We start from the raw sequence: 19059 nt of genomic DNA on the forward strand, positions 1-19059 counted from the left end.
CAGCCAATCCCATTACGAATAGCGATTGTTTTTTATCGGATTCGATAATCAGACATTATGAAACGCATTGCCCTCTTCCACCTCGAAACGCTGATGTGGATCGATAGGCTCGGCACGTTCGCAGGTGCGGCACAAAGACTCAATACCACGCAGCCTGCCATCTCGGCCCGCGTGCGGGAGATCGAGGAACAACTCGGCGTACCACTGTTCCAGCGCGACGGGCGGCGCATGGTGCTGACCGCGCGAGGGCGGCGACTGGTCGAGGCAGCGGAACCGCTGCGGCAGGGGCTGGAACAGGCCCTGCTCGAAGCCAGCGACTTCGCGTGCGCGACCGGCAGCGTGCGGATCGGCTCGGGCGAGATTGCGGCGGCCAGTTGCCTTCCCGGCTTCATCGCCGCCATCGAGCGCGAGCGGCCAGGCGTTACCATGGAGATCGAACTCGACCTGACCGCGCGCCTGCTCCAGCAATTGCTGGCAGGCACGCGCGATATCGTGTTTCTCGCCGGTCCCGTGGCCAGCCCCGGCATCCGCACCGCACCGATCGGCGCGGTTGAATTGGTCTGGGCGGCGAGCCCGGCCGTAGCCGCCGCGGGCGGGTTCGTGCAGCCCTTGCCGGTGTGGTCGCTGCCCGACCATTCGCCGCTCCATGCGGTAACGATGGCCGCTTTCGAAACCGGCGGGCCGGTGCCGCGCTCGTTCAACACCTGCAACAAAGTGCGCACGCTGATCGAGATCGTCGCTTGCGGGCAGGGCGCGGCGGTCCTGCCCGAAATCATGGTGCGGGGGGAACTTGGCGTGGGCACGTTGGTTGAAATCCTGCCTCGCCCCGCGCGGCGCATCCACTTCGAAGCAGCGATCCGCACACGCGAGCGGGAGGCCGTGGTGCTGGACCTGTTCGAACGAGCCGCGCGGCTCTCCATCGACAGCATCGGCCACGGTACCGGCCTCTGAAAACTTCATGCCCTCAGGTGGATGCGGTAAAATGCGCAGGGGCAATTGGGGCTTTGATCTGGATCATGGTGGCTGCATACCTGCGCACTAGGGTGGATCCGATAGACGGAGGAATGCCATGCGCTCGATACTCGTGAACGCCGACCGCAAGCCCGCAAGCGACGCGCGCGTCGATATCGCACTCGAACTGGCGCGGCTGCTTGGCGGTCATGTCACCGTCCTCGTGGACACTCCGGTCTCGCGTTATATCGCGATGGATCCGATGGGCGGCAGCTATGTCATCAGCGAGGCGCTGGACAAGGCCCGGGCCGATGATGACGCTGCAGCCGAAGCGATCGAAGCGCGGCTTGCACGCGGTGACGTGCCCTTCGAAGTCGTGCGCAGCGAGGACGATCCGGTGCCGGCACTGTCTTCGGCGGCGCGGCTGGTCGATCTGGTGGTGCTCTCGCGGTCGAGCGGGATTGTCGGTGATGTGGCCTTGTCGGCCCGGGCGCCGGTGCTGGCGCTGCCGGACGAGGGCGGGCTGAGCCTGCCGATCCGCCGCGCGGTGATTGCCTGGGACGGCGGCGAGCAATCGGCCGCCGCGCTCAAGGCATCGATCCCGCTGTTGGCGAGTTGCCAGCTTGTGAAAGTCGTGACGGTGACGGAAAAGCCCGGCGGTTTTCCCGCCACCGACGCGCTGCGCTATCTGTCGCGCAGCGGCATTCACGCGGAACTCGAAGAACTCGAACGGCGCGGCTCGACCGAGGAGACGCTGGCCGTGGCCGTGCGACAGGCCCACGCCGAACTGCTGGTCATGGGGGCTTATGGCAAGAGCCGCATGCGCGAGTTCCTGTTCGGCGGCGTGACCGCCTACTTCCTGTCCAATGCCGAGGCGCCGGCCCTGCTTTTCGCACACTGATCGCCCGCAAATCTCACGGCAAATTCACCCATGGCCGGCTCCGTCACTACGGGGCCGGCCAGTTTTATCGCGTCGTTAAAGGGGGCGCGCGTTTCTGTCCGGCAAGATTACCCCCAAATCGGTTCGACCGCCTGAAACGGGCGCGCCGACTCCGCGCAAATTGCTAACCTGGGTGAGGAGATATCGCGGCGCAGCAGAAAACGGGCGCAGCAGTGGCCCGATCCATCGCCCAGCCGATTGCCCTTCCATCAACGTTGAACCCCGATTCACTTTGTAACTCACAGTAATTCCGTCATTTTATAGATATTACGCGGTGTAGTTCGATGGTTTGCAACAGCGATTGCATAATTTGCAACATCAGTTTCGGGCTTTCGCACTTGCACAATCGACGCCGGGGAGTCATACAGAACTTGCCTTTCAGGCATCCTCTCCCAAAACTTCCACGGCCCGGTCGGCAACGTCCGGGCCTTTTTTTGTCCATCGAAGATGGGCGAAATGGACGCGCTTCCCGTCGCCTCCGGGTTTTCCGCGCGGCATTCCGGTGTCTGACCCGTTTGAAATCCGACAGACGCATACCTAGTTCCTTGATCAAGTTCCCATCGCGTCCGTTTCGCAAAGCGGGCGCCCCCCATCGGCATCGGGAGCCGGAAAGGAATCTCATGGCGGAAGCCCCAACTCAGGTGGACGAACGCGTGGTCAAGCTGCAAGTCGCGGCGGCCCGGCAGGAGGAAAGCGGCCAGGGCATCGCCCGGCTGTCGCGCGGGTCGCTTTCGGCGATCGGCGCGATGGAAGGCGATGTGCTGGAAATCTCCGGCAAGGCCGTCACCGTGGCACGCGCAGTCCTGGCCTATCCCGAGGACGAAGAGCTTCAGGTAATCCGCCTCGACGGTCTTCAGCGCGTCAATGCCGAAGTCGGCTCGGGCGATCATGTCACTGTTCGCAAGGCGGAATCGCGCGCCGCGCAGCGCGTGGTCTTCGCGCCCGCGCAGAAGGACATGCGCCTGCAGGGCCCGTCCGCCGCGCTCAAGCGTAACTTCTTCGGCCGCAGCATGGTGCAGGGGGATATCGTCGCCACCACCGGCCAGCAGCAGGTCGCGGACATTCCGCCCGAACTGCGCCGCATGTTCAATGCGCCGGCTTTCGCACTGACGCAGATACGTCTCAATGTCGTTTCGACCACGCCGCGCGGCATCGTCCATATCGACGAGCACACCGAAGTCGAATTGCGCGAACTGTTCGAGGAAGCCGAAGCGGCGCGCGGCGACGTCAATTACGATGACGTTGGCGGGATGAGCGACACTATCCGCCAATTGCGCGAGATGGTGGAGCTGCCCCTGCGCTATCCCGAGCTGTTCACCCGCCTGGGCGTGGCGCCGCCCAAGGGCGTGCTGCTGCACGGCCCGCCGGGGACGGGCAAGACCCGTCTCGCGCAGGCGGTCGCCAACGAGAGCGAGGCGAATTTCTTCTCGATCAACGGGCCGGAAATCATGGGTTCCGGCTATGGCGACAGCGAGAAGGCGCTGCGCGAGGTGTTCGACGCCGCGGCCAAGGCCGCGCCCGCGATCATCTTCATCGACGAGATCGACTCCATCGCCCCCAAGCGCGATCAGGTCCACGGCGAGGCGGAGAAGCGCCTTGTCGCGCAACTGCTCACGCTGATGGACGGGCTGAACAGCCGCGCCCACGTGGTCGTCATCGCCGCCACCAATCGGCCCGATGCCATTGATGAGGCACTGCGCCGGCCCGGCCGTTTCGACCGCGAGATCGTGATCGGCGTGCCGGACGAGAGCGGTCGTCGCGAGATCCTGGGCATCCACACGCGCGGCATGCCACTGGGCGATCAGGTAGACCTGAAGGAATTGGCCCGTACCACGCACGGCTTCGTCGGCGCCGATATTGCCGCGCTCGCGCGCGAGGCGGCGATCGAGGCGGTGCGGCGGATCATGCCGCAGCTCGACCTTGAGGCGCGGACGATCCCGTCCGACCTGCTGGAAAGCCTGCAGGTCACACGCGAGGACTTCGTGGAAGCGCTGCGGCGTGTCCAGCCTTCGGCGATGCGCGAGGTGATGGTGCAAGTGCCGAACATCGGCTGGTCCGATATCGGCGGGCTCGACGAGGCGCAGCTCAAGCTTCAGGAAGGCGTCGAACTGCCGCTGAAGAATCCGGAAGCGTTCCGCAAGCTGGGCATCCGCCCGGCCAAGGGCTTCCTGCTCTTTGGACCTCCGGGCACCGGCAAGACGCTGCTCGCCAAGGCCGTGGCCAAGGAGGCCGAGGCGAACTTCATCTCGATCAAGTCCTCGGACCTGCTGTCGAAGTGGTATGGCGAAAGCGAGCAGCAGATCGCCCGGCTCTTCGCCCGCGCGCGGCAAGTGGCGCCTTGCGTCATCTTCATCGACGAGATCGACAGCCTCGTGCCCGCGCGCGGCAGCGGTTCGATGGGTGAGCCGCAAGTGACCGGCCGCGTGGTGAACACCATCCTCGCCGAGATGGACGGGATGGAGGAGCTGCAATCGGTAGTGCTCATCGGCGCCACCAACCGGCCGACGCTGGTCGACCCGGCGCTGCTGCGACCCGGCCGTTTCGACGAGCTGGTCTATGTCGGTACGCCGGACGAGGCCGGACGCGTGCATATCCTTGGCATCCACACCGCGAAGATGCCGCTGGCGGACGATGTCTCGCTCAAGGACATCGCCGCGCGCACCCAGCGCTTTACCGGTGCCGATCTGGAAGACGTGGTGCGCCGCGCCGGTCTGATCGCCATCCGCAAGCGCGGGGCCGACGTGGAAGCGGTGACCAGGGCCGACTTCGAAGATGCGCTCGACGATAGCCGCGCCACCGTGACCGAGGAGATGGAGGACGAATATTCGCGCATGAAGGGCGAATTGAAGAAGCGGGCGATGGAAGTTGCCCCGCTCGGCTTCATTACGCCGGGGATGGTGGAGCCGACCCGGCCGAAAAAGCACGGCGAGTGATGAGCGGGCAGGGGGTGACGACCGCCCCCTGCTCACCCTGCACTCTTAATCCCAACACTTCCCTTAATCTCAACACTTCCCGTCATCCCCGCGGAGGCTGGGATCAGTCCAGTCCAGTATCGGACAACGTCTCAGGGACAGACTTGCGTGATCTGGTAGATCCCGTTCCAGTTCTTGCCCGTCACGAAAATGCGCTTCTTCTTCGCGTCCCAGGCGATACCGTTGAGCACCGAATCCATGCCGAACGCGCCGTCGCCCCGGCGCAGGCCGGAAAAGTCCACCCAGGCCTTGATATGGCCGGTTGCCGGATCGATGCGGGCGATGCGGTCGGTCATCCAGACGTTCGCCCAGATCTCGCCGTCGATCCATTCGAGTTCGTTGAGGTTGTCGACCGGTTGGCCATCGGCGGTGACGGCCAGAGTGCCGGTCTGGTGCATGGTGGCGGGATCGCGCAGGCGCAGGCTGGACGATCCATCGCTCTGATAGATGACATTGCCGTTGCGCGTCATGCCCCAGCCTTCACCTTCGTAGCTGAAGGAACCGACCGGCTTCAGCGTCTTGCGGTCCCACCGGAAACCCTGCCCGCCGCGCCAGGTCAGGCTGATGATCTGGTCCTTCCAATCGATGATGCCCTCGCCGAACAGCGAGGGATCGATCGCCGCTTGCGTGATCGGCGTGGCATCCTCCAGCGTGCGCACAACGATGCGCGAGGCGCCCTCGCGCCCGGTGCTCTCGTAAAGCAGCCCGTTGGAATAGAAGAGCCCCTCGGTAAAGGCGCCCGGATCGTGCGGGAAGGTGGCGTCCACGCGGTAGCTGCAAGTCGGCACCGGCTCCGCATGCGCGGTCGCCGCCGGCCCGGCCAGCGCGGCCAGCGCGACGAAAATACCGGGAACCTTGCGGGTGCGAGCGACGGCTGCGGAACGGACCATGCGCCAGCGACTGCCGTACTCGTTTGCGCCCCGCAAGCCCCCGAGCGCGGTTTGAGGCCACAAAGTGCGACCGGCTGCGCTTTCGATTAACCATCTGGCAACGGAGAGAGGCATAATCTCAGGGTAATTCGGGCATATACTGTTAACCACGGCGTGAGGATTTCCGTCATGACCCTGTCCGCCGCCAACGAGGCAAGCGCCGCCGCCGAGGCTGATGCCTTCGCCAGCGATCCCGCCGTTTACAAGACCCTGCTCGAATCGACACTGGCGATTCCCTGGCGGATCGACTGGGCGACCATGACGTTCGCCTATATCGGCCCGCAGATCGAACCGCTGCTCGGCTGGCAGCGCGATAGCTGGAAAACCATCGACGACTGGGTGGCGCGCATGCATCCCGAGGACCGCGAGACGGTGGTGGAATTCTGCGTCTCGCAATCGATGGCGGGCGTCGATCACGAGGCCGACTATCGCGCGCTGACCAAGGACAACGGCTACGTCTGGATCCGCGATGTCGTTCATGTGATGCGCAAGGAAAACGGCGAGGTGGACAGCCTGATCGGCTTCATGTTCGACATTTCCGAACGCAAGAAGACCGAGCAGGAACTGGTCGACATGCACAAGCGGCTGGAGACGTTGTCCTTCGAGGATGCCCTTACCGGCGTGTCCAACCGGCGCATGTTCGATCTGCACCTCGACACCGAGTGGAAGGCGGCCTGCCGGGGCGGCCAGCCGCTTTCGCTCGTCCTGCTCGATCTCGACCACTTCAAGCAGTTCAACGATAACTATGGCCATGTCGCCGGCGACGAATGCCTGGTGGAAGTGGCCGAAGCGCTAAAGCAGGCCGGTGGCCGCCCGCGCGACGTGGTGGCCGGTTTCGGCGGCGAAGAGTTCGTGCTGCTCCTGCCGGAAACCGGTGGGGAAGAGGCCAAGGCCCTTGCCGAACGCTGCCGGAGTGCCATTGCCGGGCTCAAGGTGCCCCACGCGGGATCGGAGTGCAGCGACTGCGTCACCGTCAGCATCGGCGCGGGCACGATTGTCCCCACCGACGCCGATCATCCGCGCGACTTCATCCGCGCGGTGGACGACATGCTTTACCTGGCCAAGCAGGATGGCCGTAACCGGGTCATGGCAACCCGGCTCTAAGCTTCAACTCGAATTGGCCCGACGGTCGCCGAACTCGGCCACGGCTTCGGCCAGCGCGGGGCCGGGGGCAAGTTCCACCGGCGCCACTTGCAAGGTGCGGCGGCGAACCAGTGCCTCGGGCATCTCGCGGCGGATCCAGTCGAGCATGTGCTCGCGCATGGCGCAGCGCAGGTCGAACAGCGTCGATCCGTCGCGCGCGCTCATCAGCAGGCGCACTTCCATGGCCTCGGCCTTGTGGTCGGTCACTTGCAGCACTTGCGCGCGCCCGTCGAAGAGGCGGTGGGCGGTGACGGCGCGCGTATATTCCTCGCGCAGCGGCGCCACGTCGATTCCCGGATCGAGGTAGATCATCACAGTGCCGAGAAGCTGCGACGTGGTCTTGGTCCAGTTCTGGAAGGTGTCCTCCAGAAACCGCGTGGTCGGCACCACAAGACGGCGCTGGTCCCAGAGATTGACCACCACATAGGTTGTGCGGATCTCCTCGATGCGGCCCCATTCGCCGTCGAGAACGACGACATCGTCGATCGAGATCGGTTCGGTCAGCGCCATCTGGAAACCGCCGATCAGTGCCTTGAGCGCGGGCTGCGCGGCGGCGCCGACCGCCAGTGCGGCCAGCCCTGCCGAGGCCATCAGCGTGGCGCCTATCTTCATCACGCCCGGAATCGAGAACAGCATCAGCGACACCGTCAGGAACACGATGGCGAAAGTGGCGATGCGGCTGAGGATCGCGAGCCGCGTCCGCCGCCGCCGGGCGCTGCGGTTGTCCTCCACCGTGATATCCGCGCGCAGCGTCATGGCCTCCACCAGCGAGTGGAGGATGGCGATGGCGATCCAGCCCACCAGCAGCGGCATGACGAAGCCCGCGACCCGCTCCCAGAACGCGCTGAGGGCCGGGGTCTGCCGCGCGGCGAGCACCACGCCCATGACCACGAAGGCCCAGCGCGTCGGCCGGGCAAGGCGGGCGACGAGGATGTCGTCGGACTGGCTCACGCTCGCGCGGACGATGCGCCTGAGGATGCGGAACAACACAAAGTGCACGGCCAGTGCGATGGCCGCGCCGATGGCACCGGCAATCACGGCGATGAGGATTTGTGCCGCCCAGTCAGGCAGGGCACCGACGTAGCGGTCGATCAGCTCTGTCATGAGAGGGAAACCGTGTTGCACTGCAACAGTTTCCTCTAATCCTTCGTCTCGTCGGGGTTTTGGCCCGGCTGGCGGAGGGTTTCATCCTAACACCTCCGTCGTTCCCCGAAGGCGGGGACCCCGCTTGTTCTTGAGACGTGGCGAGAAGGAAGCGGGGCCCCCGCCTGCGCGGGGGCGACGAAGTGTTTTTGGCGGGGGTGCTTTTTTGCGGGAAGTATGTTGGGGCCAGCTTCCGGACGGCTGGCTGGCCCCTTGTCTTGGGCTTAGTGCGCCGCGCCCCAGCTCAGGCCGGAGCCCACTTCCACGCCAAGCGGGACATCGAGCTTCACGGCCGGTTCCGCCGCGCTCGCCATCACGTGCCGGATCACGGCCGAGGCCGCTTCGACATCCGCCTCGGGCAGTTCGAACACCAGTTCGTCGTGCACTTGCAGCAGCATGCGGACATGACCGAGGCCCGCTTCGGCCAGCGCTGGGTTCATGCGGGCCATGGCACGCTTGATGATGTCGGCGCTGGTGCCCTGGATCGGGGCGTTGATCGCCGCGCGCTCGGAGCCCTGACGTTCGGCCTGATGCTTCGAACCGATGCGCGGGAACCACGTCTTGCGGCCGAACAGCGTTTCCGAATAGCCCTTGCCGCGCACGGATTCGAGCGTTTCGTGAATGTAGCGCTGGATGCCCGGGAAGCGCTCGAAATAGCGGTCGATCATCGCCTGCGCCTCGTCCGCCTCGGTGCCGAGACGGCCGGCAAGCCCCCAGCGCGAGATGCCGTAGAGGATCGCGAAGTTGATGGTCTTGGCGCGCCCGCGCGTGTCGCGGTCCACCGTGCCGAACATCTCCATCGCCGTGCGCGCATGGATGTCCTCGCCATTGGCAAAGGCTTCCTTGAGGCTCGGCACGTCGGCCATATGCGCGGCAAGGCGCAGCTCGATCTGCGAATAGTCGGCGGAAAGCAGGACATGGCCCGGCTCGGCCACGAAGCAGTCACGGATCTGGCGGCCGAGTTCGGTGCGCACCGGAATGTTCTGGAGATTGGGATCGGTGGACGAAAGGCGCCCGGTCTGCGCGCCGACAAGGCTGTAGCTGGTGTGGACGCGGCCGGTCTTCGGGTTGATCGCGGCTTGCAGCGCCTCGGTATAAGTCGAGCGCAGCTTGGAAAGCTGGCGCCATTCGAGCACCTTGGTCGCGACTTCCGCACCTTGCGCGGCGAGGCCTTCGAGGATGGACTGGTCGGTCGAGTACTGGCCGGACTTGCCCTTGCGCCCGCCCTTGTAGCCGAGCTTGTCGAACAGGATATCGCCCAGCTGCTTGGGGCTGCCGATGGTGAATTCCTGGCCGACCTTGGCATAGATATCGGCTTCCAGCGTGCCGATAGCCTCGGCGAACTGGCTGGAGAGACCGGCCAGCTTCTCGCGGTCCACCTTGATGCCGTGGCGCTCCATCTGGGCGACGACGGGGATCAGCGGACGGTCGACGCGCTGGTAAATGCGCGTGCCGCCTTCTTCCGACAGGCGCGGGGCGAGCAGGGCGTGGAGCCGCCAGGTGACGTCGGCATCCTCGGCCGCATAGGGCGTGGCGCGGTCCAGCGGGACTTCGCCGAAGGGGATGGCCTTCTTGCCGGTGCCGCAGACGTCCTTGAACAGCATGGTCTTGTGCGAGAGGTGGCGCTCGGCCAGTTCGTCCATGCCGTGGCCGCCGCCGATACCCTCAATCGAACGGCCCGCGTCGAGGCAGAAGCTTTCGATCATGGTGTCGTCCACCGGCGCGACTTCGATCCCGTGGCGGGCGAGGACGTTGAGGTCGTACTTGATGTTCTGGCCGACCTTGAGGACGGCATCGCTTTCCAGCATGGGCTTGAGCAGCGCCAGCGCGGTAGCCAGCGGCACCTGCTCCGGCTTTTCCGCGAACATGTCGGTGCCGCCGTGGCCGAGCGGGATGTAACAGGCATCGTTCGGCCCGAGCGCGAGGCTGATCCCGGCAAGGTCCGCCTGCATCGAATCGAGCATCGAGGTCTCGGTGTCGACGGCAACCACGTGCGCGGCATGGGCGCGGGCGATCCAACGCTCCAGCGCCTCGACGGTCTGCACGCATTCGTAGGCGGCGTAGTCCACCGCCGGCCATTCCGGCAGCGACTGGCGCGCGGCGCCTTCGGAGGGGCCGCTGCCTGCGGTCGCCGGCTTGGCGGGGTGAAGCTGGGTGGCCCGCTCGGGGCTGCCGTTGCCAAGGTCGAGCCGCTTGAGCAGGCTGGTGAAGCCATGCTTGCCCAGGAATTCGGCCAGCGGCGCGGGCGGAATGGCGTCGAGCTTGAAGTCCTCCAGCTCCATTGGCAGCGTGCAGTCTTCCTTGAGCGTGACGAGCACCTTGGACAGGCGCGCCATCTCTGCCTGCTCGATCAGCCGTTCCTGCAACTTCGACTTCTTCATCGAAGGCGCGGCGGCGAGCGCGGATTCGAGGTCGCCATAGTCCTGGATCAGCTTGCTCGCGGTCTTGGGGCCGACCCCGTAGACGCCCGGCACGTTATCGACCGAGTCGCCCATCAGCGCCAGCACGTCACCCACCTTCTCGGGCGGGACGCCGAATTTCTCGACCACTTCGGGAATGTCGATCCGCTGGTTCTTCATCGTGTCCAGCATGTCGACGCAGCCGCCACCGATGCCGCATTTGCCGACGAGCTGCATGAGGTCCTTGTCCGAAGACACGATCGTCACGTCCCAACCCTGCGCCGTGGCGGCGCGGGCATAGGAGGCGATGAGATCGTCCGCCTCGAAGCCCGGTTCCTCGATGCAGGGCAGCGAGAAGGCGCGCGTGGCGTCGCGGATCAAGGGGAACTGCGGGACCAGATCCTCGGGCGGCGGCGGGCGGTTGGCCTTGTAATCGTCGTAGATATCGTTGCGGAACGAGTGGCTGCCGGCATCGAGGATCACCGCAAGGTGAGTCGGGCCGTCGGCCTTGTTGAGGTCGTCCGCCAGCTTCCACAGCATCGTCGTGTAGCCGTAGACCGCGCCCACCGGCGTCCCTTCCGGGTTCGTCAGGGGTGGCAGGCGGTGATAGGCGCGGAAGATGTAGGCCGAGCCGTCGACGAGATAGAGATGCTGCTTGGAATCCATGGCGCAACCCGTAGCAGTGCCGGGGCGGGCCGTCAGCAGGGCCAGTGCATTTCCTGGGGCCTGCATTTCGTGGGGACGTGATTTCCCCCGGGAACCTTCCGCCGATCTCTCGGTTTCGCTGCGAATGCTTGAATCGCGGCTTGTGGGGGCCTAATTCTGCGCGACCTGATGGGAGCGGCCGGCCACGCGACCCCCGCGAGTGGCACCCGGATTCGACTTCAGCAAAGAGGGAAGACTGAAAACATGCGCAAGACCCTGATCGCCGTGACTGCCGCCGCCGCCGCACTTTCGCTCGCCGCCTGCTCGCAGAAGACGCAGGAGAACGCTTCGGACACCGTGACTTCGGCCGCCGAAGACGTGTCGCAGGCCGCCGACGACATGGGCGATGCAGTGGGCGTTGCCGGCGACAAGGCCGCGCGGGCTGCCGACGATACCAAGGACGCGGCCAGCGAAGCGGCAAAGTCCGCCGAAAAGACCGTGGACGATACCGCCGCCGATGCCGCCGCTGCCGCCAGCGACGTCACCAATGCCGAGAACGAGCCGCACGACTCTTCTGCTCCGCAGCACTGAGGTTGAGCAGGGCCCGGGCTTCGGTTCGGGCCTTCCCAAACGAAAAGCCCCGCCGGATCGTCTCCGGCGGGGCTTTTCGTTTTTGGAGCCTGCGGATCAGCGCTGGGCGGAGGCCGTGCGGCTGTAGCTTCCGGCGTCGGCGAGGTAGCCTTCGTAGATCGTGCGCGTGATGCTGGCGATCCGGGCCTCGCGGGCGGGGCGGTTGCCTTGACCGGTGACGTAGATGGCCACGGCATAGGCGCGCCCGTCAGCAGTCTCGATAATGCCTACGTCGCTCGACGTGTTGCTGAGTGAACCGGTCTTGTGCGAGACGTTCACGCCGCTGGGCAATCCAGCGCGGATGCGGTTGCGGCCGGTGAGGCAGCGGCCCATCGCGCCCATCAGCACGTCGCGGCTTTCGGGGGTCAGCCACTTGCCCTGGTAGATGCCGGTCAGCAGCTGGACCATGGCGAGCGGGGTGGCGCTGTCACGCTTGTCGACCACTTTGGCGGGATTGATCGCGCCATCGTCGCGGACCATCGTGGCGATGTCATGATCGAGGTGCCAGTCGTCGATCCCGGCGCGGCGGACCCAGGCATTGACGGCGGACGGGCCGCCGACGACCTTGAGAAGCGCATCGGTCGCGTAGTTGTTGGACCGGGTGATCATCAGTTCGAGAAGCTGGCGCGCCGACATGTAGGCGCCGGGACGAACCGGGGCGACCGAGCTGGAGAACGGCGCGGAAGCGACCGGGATCATCAGCGGATATTCGCTGGAAAGGCTCCACTTGCCCTTGTCGACGCCTTCCAGGAACGTCGCGGCGATGGCGACCTTGGCGGTGCTGGCCATCGGAAAGCGCTGACTGCCCAGCACGTCCACCGACCGGCCGGTCGAAAGGTCCACGGCGGCGACGCCGATACGGCCCTGCGAGCCTTCGGCAACGGACGCCAGCCGTCTTTCGAAATCACTGGAGAACGATCGCGGCGCCCGGACTTCGGTGCCGAACACCGAGTCGAACGATTCCTGCACATCGTTGACGTTGCCCGCATGGGCAGGTGCGAACGACACTGCGCCTGCGGCGATGATGCTTGCGACCCTGACGAAGCGCTGCGTGCCCGCAAAACACCGCGCAAGGAGCTTGTCTGCCCCGTTCATGCAGAACCCACCCTTACCTTTTCTCACGTCCCCTAGAGTTAATCCGAATTCGATAAAACGCCAGCGCCGCGCGACGAATTGCATGCAGCATACGGGCAATTGCGGGAACCAGATCGATCCTGTCGTTTTCGCGACGGATTCGGACTCGGTTTGAAAATGCGCCGGTGCCGCGCGCGGTTCAAGAATGTCGAAGGCGTACCAACGAAAAAGGCCGGAAGGATCGCTCCTTCCGGCCCAATTCGCGTCGGTGACGTGGTTGGCTTAGAAGCCGCCCATGCCGCCCATGCCGCCCATGTCGGGCATTGCCGGCATGGCGGGCTTGTCGTCAGCCTTTTCGCTGATCGCCGCTTCGGTGGTGATCAGCAGGCCGGCGACCGAAGCCGCATCCTGAAGCGCGGTGCGCACGACCTTGGTCGGGTCGATGACGCCGGCGGCAACGAGGTTTTCGTACACGTCGGTCGCGGCGTTGAAGCCCAGCGATTCGTCCGAACCGTCAAGCAGCTTGCCGGCGACAACGGCGCCGTCGTGGCCCGCGTTTTCAGCGATCTGCTTCAGCGGTGCGGTGATTGCCTTGCGGACGATGTCCACACCACGGGTCTGGTCTTCGTTGACGCCGGTCAGGCCTTCGAGGGCGCGCGTTGCATAGAGCAGCGCGGTGCCGCCACCGGGGACGATGCCTTCTTCAACGGCAGCACGGGTCGCGTGGAGAGCGTCGTCGACGCGGTCCTTGCGTTCCTTCACTTCGACTTCGGTCGCACCGCCGACCTTGATGACGGCCACGCCGCCAGCAAGCTTGGCCAGACGCTCCTGGAGCTTCTCGCGGTCGTAGTCGCTGGTGGTGACTTCGATCTGGGCACGGATCTGCTCGACGCGGCCCTTGATGTCGTCAGCCGCACCGGCGCCGTCGACGATGACCGTGTTGTCCTTGTCGATGGTGACCTTCTTGGCCTGGCCGAGCATGCCGAGCGTGACGCTCTCAAGCTTAATGCCGAGGTCTTCCGAGATCATCTCGCCGGCGGTCAGCGTGGAGATGTCGCCCAGCATGGCCTTGCGACGGTCGCCGAAGCCCGGAGCCTTGACGGCAGCGATCTTCAGGCCGCCACGCAGCTTGTTGACGACGAGCGTGGCAAGGGCTTCACCCTCGATGTCCTCGGCGATGATGAGGAGCGGACGGCCCGACTGCACCACGGCTTCGAGGATCGGAAGCAGCGCCTGGAGCGACGACAGCTTCTTCTCGTGGATGAGGATGTACGGGTTTTCGAGTTCGACCGTCATCTTCTCGGGGTTGGTGACGAAGTAGGGCGACAGGTAGCCGCGGTCGAACTGCATGCCTTCGACGACATCGAGTTCGAATTCGAGACCCTTGGCCTCTTCGACGGTGATGACGCCTTCCTTGCCAACCTTTTCCATGGCTTCGGCGATCTTCTCGCCGACTTCGGTGTCACCGTTGGCCGAGATGATGCCGACCTGGGCGATTTCCGAGGAACCGGCAACGGCCTTCGAACGGCCCTTGATGTTCTCGACAACCTTGGTGACGGCGAGATCGATGCCGCGCTTCAGGTCCATCGGGTTCATGCCGGCGGCAACCGACTTCATGCCTTCGCGAACGATCGCCTGGGCAAGAACGGTGGCGGTGGTGGTGCCGTCACCGGCTGCGTCGTTGGCCTTCGAGGCCACTTCGCGCAGCATCTGGGCGCCCATGTTCTCGAACTTGTCCTTGAGTTCGATTTCCTTGGCGACCGAGACACCGTCCTTGGTGATGCGGGGAGCGCCGAAGCTCTTCTCGATCACGACGTTGCGGCCCTTGGGGCCCAGGGTCACCTTGACGGCGTTGGCGAGGGTGTCGACGCCCGACAGAATGCGTTCACGCGCGTCGCGGCCGAACTTTACGTCCTTGGCTGCCATTTTGAATTCCTTTTAGAAAATCTGGAAAATTCGGAAATCAGGATGCTCAGCCGATAACGCCGAGGATGTCCGATTCCTTCATGATCAGCAGGTCTTCACCGCCAACCTTGACTTCGGTGCCCGACCACTTGCCGAACAGCACGCGGTCGCCAACTTTGACGTCAAGCGGAGTGATGGTGCCGTTTTCGGCGCGGGCGCCGGTGCCGACGGCGACGATTTCGCCTTCAGCCGGCTTTTCCTTGGCGCTGTCGGGGATGATGATGCCGCCAGCCGTCTTTTCCTCGGCTTCGACGCGGCGCACGAGAACACGGTCGTGCAGCGGGCGGAAAGTCATGGGATTCTCCCTTATCCTACGAACCAGAATAGGCATAAAAACTGAATTGGCACTCTCTTGCAGGGAGTGCCAACGCCGGGGATATGGTTCGGGGCCGGGGCGCCGTCAAGCGATGACCGGCCAAAATTTTTCAAGCCGGTTTAGACTCGCGATGAGACGAGCGCGTTACAGCGGCGAGAGATGGAACTTCTCTCGCCCGTGCCAGCGCACCAGCAACAGCAGCGCCGCCGCCGTGAGTCCCACGGCAAGGCCGATCCACACGCCCACGCCTTCCAGCGGGGTGAACAGCCCGAGCGCCACCGACGTCGCGAAGCCTGCCGCCCAATAGCCGAACAGGGCGATCATCATCGGCACGCGGGTATCCTGAATGCCGCGCAGCGCCCCGGCCACGACAGCCTGCAACCCGTCGGTAAGCTGGAATATCGCGGCCACGAACAGGAATTCGAGCGCGAAATGGACCAGCACGGCATTCTCGGGCGCTGTCACATCGACATAGGCGGAGAGGATCAGACGCGGCATCAGCAGCATGGTGGAGGCCGAGACGATCATGAAGGCCATGGCGATGGCGATTGCGGCGCTTCCGGCCCGGCCGACGCCGCCGTTGTCGCCCGCGCCGTAGTGATAGCCGACGCGGATCGTCGCCGCCTGGCCCACGCCGAAGGGTACCTGAAACGCGAAGGCGGCGATCTGCAAGGCGACGGTGTGCGCGGCAAGCTGCGCCTCGCCGATGCGGCCCATCAGGAACGCCGCTCCGCTGAACAGCCCGCCCTCGGCGATCACGGTTCCGGCTATCGGCAGGCCGAGCGCGAGGATCTGGCGCATACGCTCGGGCTCGGGCCGCCACCAGCGGCCGAACACGTGGAAGCGCCGGAGCCGCCGATCGCGCGAAATGGCAACGGCATAGACCAGCGTGCTCACGCAAGCGGTCATGGTGCTGGACAGCGCGGAGCCGGTAAGGCCGAGCGCGGGAAGGCCGAAGTGCCCGAAGACCAGCGTGTAATTGCCCAGTACGTTCACGAGGATCGACAATGCCGTGATCGCGGTGGCAAAGATCGGGCGACCGAGCGCCGAGACGAATGTGCGCAGGACGTTCGAGAGCGCCATGGGCACAATTGCGATCGAGAGCACGCGAATGAAGTGCCCGGCAAGGCCGACCACGTCCGGATCCTGCCCGGTCAGGTGCATGAAGGCCCCGCCGAACAGGCAGACTCCGATGCCGCAGGCCCCCAGGATCACTGCCAGCCACAAGGCCATGCGCGTCGACCGGCGGACTTCGCGCACGGAGTGGCGGCGGCGGCCGATCTCGGCGGCGATCAGCGGGGCGACCGCGCCGGTCACGCCGTTGAGCCCCATCAGCAGCAGCGCGACGATGGCCACGGCAAGGCTGGCGGCGGCAAGCGATTGCTGGCCCAGCCGCGCCACGAACATCACGTCGGTGGCGAAGACCGCCATCTGCAGCAGGTTGGCGAGCGCCAGCGGTCCGGCAAGGCGCAAGGTCGCGGCCAGTTCGGCACCAAAGGTCGAAGGAAGGTCACGCGTCGCCATGGTCAGGCCGATAGGCCCTGGGGTTCGGGAACGAAAGCGGATTTGTCGCCAAGGGCATATTGCGGACTTTCGGCAGATCAGTCACTTCCCGCTGGGGGAGTGCCACTATAGGGTCGCGCCAAATCGGGAGATCTCCATGCATGTGAAGTCGATGATCGTCGCCGTGCCGCTTGCGCTGCTGGCTGCCTGCGGCGGTTCGGGATCAAGTTCAGGGTCGGCGGAGCAGGGCCCGGCTGCCGCCGATAGCTCCGTTGCCACGCCTGCGACGACGGTTGTCGCCGACACGGCGCCGGCTGCATTCGGGATCTGCCGCTCGTGCCATTCGGTGACGGCGGGTGTGAACGGCGTGGGCCCGACGCTCCACGGCATCGTCGGCAGCAAGGCGGGTGAGGTTCAGGGCTTCCCGTTCAGCCCGGCGCTCAAGGAATCGGGAATCACCTGGGATCGCCAGTCGCTCGACACCTGGCTGCAAGGGCCGATGAAAATGGTGCCGGGCACCAAGATGGTCGTCATGGTGCCCGATGCGGCGCGGCGCAAAGAGATCATCGACTATCTCGAAACGCTGAAATGAAAAAGGCGTGACATGAAAAAGGGCGGCGCCGCTTTCATTGAGCGGCGCCGCCCTTTCATCCGGTCTTCATAGGGGGATGGGGGCTGGTGAAGACCGGGAAAAGAGGGTTCAGATGGTCTGGCCGGGCAGGGCCTGCTTCGGCTGTTCCACCGGCTTTTCGGCCTTGACGGGGATCGTCTTGTTGGATGGCGCAACCGCCTCGCACGAATCCGATGCGGCTTGCGTCATCTTCGGCTCTGCGCCCGAACCGTCCGAACTGTAGGAGACCGAGCGGGTGCAGCCCTTGGCGTCCGTGGTCGATGAATAGTAAGTCACGTGCGCGCCCTGGGGCATGTCGCCGACCACCGTGAGGCCGGGCATGCCTTGCTGGGCCGTGCCATTCGCGACTGCTTGCTGCTGCATCTGCGCGGCGTGCGCCTGCATCGATGCCGCCTGCTGCATCATGGCGTTCATGCGCGCGTCCATGATCGCGGAAATACGCTCCATCTGGGCGAAGGGATCGGCCATGACGGGCATCTGGGCCGCCTGCACCGCATCGGCCGGCACGACTTCGACTTTGGGCGCGACATCGCCGGAATACTGGACCTGCACCACCGAACCGTCGGGGGCGTTGACGTTCATGGTGTGCAGCTTCGCGGTTGCGGCTTCGGCGACTCCGGCGCCCAACAGAGTGAGTGCGGCCGCGCCGAAAAGGCAGGTTTTGGAAGGCATTCGCATGGGAAGAAACCTCCTTCGTCGCTCGTCCCATTTGTCAGCGGGGACAAGCTGCCCCCGCGAAGCTGAACGTCAGATTACCGGCGGTCAGGCCGGATGCAGCATGGCGACATCGCACCGCGCGTAGCGGGCGCCGTAGCGCGCCATGATCCCGGCGTCGTGGCGGAAACCCAGCTTCTCATAGAGATGGATTGCCGCCTCGCAGCGCTTGTTGGTCAGCAGGTAGAGCGGATCGGCGCCCATTTTGCGCGCGCGTTCGATCGTGGCCTGGAGCAGGAATTCGCCCGCTTTCAGCCCGCGCGCCGATGCGCGCACGCCCATCTTGGTCAGTTCGAAAGATGTTTCGCCGGTCTTCTGAAGCGCGCAAGTGCCGACCACGCCAAGCCCCTCGGCCTCGACGAAAAGGATTGCACCACCGGGATCGACGATGCGTTCGCGCGGGTTTTCCAGCACTTCGCGGTCCGTCGGCTCAAGGCTGAACATTGTCTCGATCCATTCGGCATTGATGTCGTGGAAGGCGCCGGCCAGATCGTCGGAGAATTCGCGGATCGTCAGCATCGGCTGCCCCAGTCGGGCATGGCGTTCGACCATCGAAGATTCGCTGAGCGCGGTCTCGATGCGGGCGATGTGGTCCAGCAGTTCGGCAGTTCGGCCGCCGCACATCTCGTCGACCGCGCGGCCGACGCCGGGCCAGACATGCATGCGGACGCGGGCCATGGTCGCTTCGCCCTGCGGCGTCAGCGACAGCAGGCGCTGGCGCAAGTCCGCGCCGGGATTGGCCTCGACCAGACCCAGTTCGGTAAGCTGCCCGATCGCGCGGGTCACGCCGGGCTGGCTGTAGCCGACCGCTTCGGCGAGCTGACCGACGGTCATCGCCTCCCGGTCGAGCGCGGTGAGCAGCGGCATGTGGCCGGGCTGCGCGCCGATGCCGGCATCCTCGATGATGCGGGCGGCGTCGCCCTGGAGCCGTTCGGCCAGGCGCTTGAGGCGGCTGCCGAGATAAACCCCGCCCAAATCGGCGATGACGTCGCTCATACGAATCTCCATACCACGTTATATATCGTGTTATGGATATGGCGACGGAAGGTCAAGCACCTTCGGGAAGCGGGCAAAGGAAAAGGGCGGCTCCTTGCGGAGCCGCCC

General features: G+C 65.1%; 15 protein-coding genes. 6 read left to right on the top strand and 9 right to left on the bottom strand.

Annotation, left to right across the window (positions count from 1 at the left end; all coding sequences use genetic code 11):
* The first annotated feature begins 57 nt into the window (after window positions 1-57).
* From AC1VVM_RS05115 to AC1VVM_RS05125, 3 genes are all read left to right on the top strand, one after another.
* On the top strand, window positions 58-951 hold the full coding sequence (locus tag AC1VVM_RS05115) for a LysR family transcriptional regulator (protein ID WP_482956015.1): 894 nt from the start codon (window positions 58-60) through the stop codon (window positions 949-951).
* 118 nt (window positions 952-1069) lie between these two features.
* Complete coding sequence (locus AC1VVM_RS05120; protein ID WP_482956016.1) at window positions 1070-1852, top strand: universal stress protein; 783 nt, start codon at window positions 1070-1072, stop codon at window positions 1850-1852.
* Between the two features lie 659 nt (window positions 1853-2511).
* Window positions 2512-4824: a CDC48 family AAA ATPase gene (locus AC1VVM_RS05125; protein ID WP_482903008.1), complete on the top strand. Its 2313-nt coding sequence runs from the start codon at window positions 2512-2514 to the stop codon at window positions 4822-4824.
* Between the two features lie 131 nt (window positions 4825-4955).
* On the opposite strand, the gene AC1VVM_RS05130 is transcribed toward AC1VVM_RS05125, so the two are convergent.
* A complete protein-coding gene (locus tag AC1VVM_RS05130) occupies window positions 4956-5753 on the bottom strand; it encodes a glutaminyl-peptide cyclotransferase (protein ID WP_482956017.1) in 798 nt (265 codons plus the stop codon).
* Between the two features lie 168 nt (window positions 5754-5921).
* On the opposite strand from AC1VVM_RS05130, the gene AC1VVM_RS05135 reads away from it, so the two are divergent.
* A complete protein-coding gene (locus tag AC1VVM_RS05135; protein ID WP_482956018.1) occupies window positions 5922-6896 on the top strand; it encodes a GGDEF domain-containing protein in 975 nt (324 codons plus the stop codon).
* 3 nt (window positions 6897-6899) lie between these two features.
* Here the strand turns inward: AC1VVM_RS05135 and AC1VVM_RS05140 are convergent, their stop codons facing one another.
* Both AC1VVM_RS05140 and polA read right to left on the bottom strand, forming a co-directional pair.
* On the bottom strand, window positions 6900-8039 hold the full coding sequence (locus AC1VVM_RS05140) for a mechanosensitive ion channel family protein (protein WP_482956019.1): 1140 nt from the start codon (window positions 8037-8039) through the stop codon (window positions 6900-6902).
* Between the two features lie 263 nt (window positions 8040-8302).
* Complete coding sequence (gene polA / locus AC1VVM_RS05145; protein ID WP_482956020.1) at window positions 8303-11143, bottom strand: DNA polymerase I; 2841 nt, start codon at window positions 11141-11143, stop codon at window positions 8303-8305.
* A gap of 243 nt (window positions 11144-11386) precedes the next feature.
* Between polA and AC1VVM_RS05150 the strand changes: the two genes are divergently transcribed.
* Window positions 11387-11713 (top strand): hypothetical protein, encoded by a 327-nt coding sequence (locus AC1VVM_RS05150; protein WP_132388072.1) that lies wholly within the window; start codon window positions 11387-11389, stop codon window positions 11711-11713.
* A gap of 96 nt (window positions 11714-11809) precedes the next feature.
* Here the strand turns inward: AC1VVM_RS05150 and bla are convergent, their stop codons facing one another.
* The 4 genes from bla to AC1VVM_RS05170 all read right to left on the bottom strand — a co-directional run bounded on the left by bla (window position 11810) and on the right by AC1VVM_RS05170 (window position 16631).
* A complete protein-coding gene (gene bla / locus AC1VVM_RS05155; protein WP_132388074.1) occupies window positions 11810-12847 on the bottom strand; it encodes a class A beta-lactamase in 1038 nt (345 codons plus the stop codon).
* A 261-nt stretch (window positions 12848-13108) separates the two neighbouring features.
* The gene (gene groL / locus AC1VVM_RS05160; RefSeq protein ID WP_132388076.1) at window positions 13109-14752 is read right to left on the bottom strand and encodes a chaperonin GroEL; all 1644 of its coding nucleotides are present in this window, start codon (window positions 14750-14752) and stop codon (window positions 13109-13111) included.
* A 46-nt stretch (window positions 14753-14798) separates the two neighbouring features.
* On the bottom strand, window positions 14799-15086 hold the full coding sequence (groES, locus tag AC1VVM_RS05165; RefSeq protein ID WP_086492655.1) for a co-chaperone GroES: 288 nt from the start codon (window positions 15084-15086) through the stop codon (window positions 14799-14801).
* 165 nt (window positions 15087-15251) lie between these two features.
* Window positions 15252-16631 (bottom strand): MATE family efflux transporter, encoded by a 1380-nt coding sequence (locus AC1VVM_RS05170; RefSeq protein WP_482956021.1) that lies wholly within the window; start codon window positions 16629-16631, stop codon window positions 15252-15254.
* 136 nt (window positions 16632-16767) lie between these two features.
* Here AC1VVM_RS05170 and AC1VVM_RS05175 point away from each other — a divergent pair, with 136 nt between their 5' ends.
* Complete coding sequence (locus tag AC1VVM_RS05175; RefSeq protein WP_482956022.1) at window positions 16768-17202, top strand: c-type cytochrome; 435 nt, start codon at window positions 16768-16770, stop codon at window positions 17200-17202.
* A 108-nt stretch (window positions 17203-17310) separates the two neighbouring features.
* On the opposite strand, the gene AC1VVM_RS05180 is transcribed toward AC1VVM_RS05175, so the two are convergent.
* On the bottom strand, window positions 17311-17919 hold the full coding sequence (locus AC1VVM_RS05180) for a hypothetical protein (RefSeq protein WP_482956023.1): 609 nt from the start codon (window positions 17917-17919) through the stop codon (window positions 17311-17313).
* Window positions 17920-18003: 84 nt separating this feature from the next.
* Complete coding sequence (locus AC1VVM_RS05185; protein WP_482956024.1) at window positions 18004-18951, bottom strand: bifunctional helix-turn-helix transcriptional regulator/GNAT family N-acetyltransferase; 948 nt, start codon at window positions 18949-18951, stop codon at window positions 18004-18006.
* Between the last annotated feature and the right edge of the window lie 108 nt (window positions 18952-19059).

This window comes from Novosphingobium sp. BL-S-33, assembly GCF_056857025.1.

What these genes read in the sequence shown, in the direction of transcription:
- AC1VVM_RS05130 (WP_482956017.1), bottom strand. Translation starts at nt 5,753, where the DNA reads ATGGTCCGTTCCGCAGCCGTCGCTCGCACCCGCAAGGTTCCCGGTATT.
- AC1VVM_RS05140 (WP_482956019.1), bottom strand. Translation starts at nt 8,039, where the DNA reads ATGACAGAGCTGATCGACCGCTACGTCGGTGCCCTGCCTGACTGGGCG.
- bla (WP_132388074.1), bottom strand. Translation starts at nt 12,847, where the DNA reads ATGAACGGGGCAGACAAGCTCCTTGCGCGGTGTTTTGCGGGCACGCAG.
- AC1VVM_RS05175 (WP_482956022.1), top strand. Translation starts at nt 16,768, where the DNA reads ATGCATGTGAAGTCGATGATCGTCGCCGTGCCGCTTGCGCTGCTGGCT.
- groES (WP_086492655.1), bottom strand. Translation starts at nt 15,086, where the DNA reads ATGACTTTCCGCCCGCTGCACGACCGTGTTCTCGTGCGCCGCGTCGAA.
- AC1VVM_RS05185 (WP_482956024.1), bottom strand. Translation starts at nt 18,951, where the DNA reads ATGAGCGACGTCATCGCCGATTTGGGCGGGGTTTATCTCGGCAGCCGC.
- AC1VVM_RS05170 (WP_482956021.1), bottom strand. Translation starts at nt 16,631, where the DNA reads ATGGCGACGCGTGACCTTCCTTCGACCTTTGGTGCCGAACTGGCCGCG.
- groL (WP_132388076.1), bottom strand. Translation starts at nt 14,752, where the DNA reads ATGGCAGCCAAGGACGTAAAGTTCGGCCGCGACGCGCGTGAACGCATT.
- AC1VVM_RS05135 (WP_482956018.1), top strand. Translation starts at nt 5,922, where the DNA reads ATGACCCTGTCCGCCGCCAACGAGGCAAGCGCCGCCGCCGAGGCTGAT.
- AC1VVM_RS05180 (WP_482956023.1), bottom strand. Translation starts at nt 17,919, where the DNA reads ATGCGAATGCCTTCCAAAACCTGCCTTTTCGGCGCGGCCGCACTCACT.
- AC1VVM_RS05125 (WP_482903008.1), top strand. Translation starts at nt 2,512, where the DNA reads ATGGCGGAAGCCCCAACTCAGGTGGACGAACGCGTGGTCAAGCTGCAA.
- AC1VVM_RS05150 (WP_132388072.1), top strand. Translation starts at nt 11,387, where the DNA reads ATGCGCAAGACCCTGATCGCCGTGACTGCCGCCGCCGCCGCACTTTCG.
- AC1VVM_RS05120 (WP_482956016.1), top strand. Translation starts at nt 1,070, where the DNA reads ATGCGCTCGATACTCGTGAACGCCGACCGCAAGCCCGCAAGCGACGCG.
- AC1VVM_RS05115 (WP_482956015.1), top strand. Translation starts at nt 58, where the DNA reads ATGAAACGCATTGCCCTCTTCCACCTCGAAACGCTGATGTGGATCGAT.
- polA (WP_482956020.1), bottom strand. Translation starts at nt 11,143, where the DNA reads ATGGATTCCAAGCAGCATCTCTATCTCGTCGACGGCTCGGCCTACATC.